Below are 832 nucleotides of genomic sequence, written 5' to 3' on the forward strand. Positions count from 1 at the left end.
ATTGCCTGAAGCGATTTGCCCAGTTGATCAACGGCATGCCCCTGGGTGCCGTGCGAATCGTCGGCACCAACGCGTTGCGCGAAGCCCGCAACCGTGGCGAATTCATACGCCGCGCCGAGGAGATCCTTGGGCATCCCGTCGAAGTCATCTCCGGTCGTGAAGAAGCGCGCCTGATCTATCTAGGCGTGTCCCACACCCTGGCCGACACCCCCGGCAAACGCCTGGTCGCCGACATCGGCGGCGGCAGTACCGAATTCATCATTGGGCAAAGATTCGAGCCCTTGCTGCGCGAAAGCCTGCAGATGGGTTGCGTCAGCTACACCCAACGTTACTTCAAGGACGGCAAGATCACCCCAGCGCGCTACGCCCAGGCCTATACGGCGGCGCGGCTGGAGATCATGAGCATCGAGCACGCCCTGCACCGCCTGACCTGGGACGAAGCCATCGGTTCGTCCGGCACCATCCGCGCCATCGGCCTGGCCCTGAAAGCCGGCGGCCACGGCACTGGCGAAGTCAATGCCGAAGGCCTGGCATGGCTCAAGCGTAAGCTGTTCAAGTTGGGGGACGCCGAGAAAATCGACTTCGACGGTATCAAGCCCGATCGTCGCACCATCTTCCCGGCCGGCCTGGCGATTCTCGAAGCGATCTTCGACGCCCTTGAGCTGCAACGCATGGACCACTGCGATGGCGCACCACGTGAAGGCGTGCTCTACGACCTATTGGGCCGCCACCACCATGAAGACGTGCGTGAGCGCACGCTCACCTCGTTGATGGAGCGTTACCACGTCGACCTGGAACAAGCCGCCCGTGTGGAGCGCAAAGCCCTGCACGC

Annotated in this window: 1 protein-coding gene; it reads left to right on the top strand. The window is 63.0% G+C overall.

What is annotated here, in order from left to right:
- Positions 1–832: Ppx/GppA phosphatase family protein (locus OMK64_RS21345; protein WP_272730117.1), on the top strand; the 832-nt coding region annotated here is incomplete at both ends.

It is taken from the genome of Cellulomonas fimi (assembly GCF_028527925.1).
Classification (GTDB): domain Bacteria; phylum Actinomycetota; class Actinomycetes; order Actinomycetales; family Cellulomonadaceae; genus Cellulomonas; species Cellulomonas fimi_C.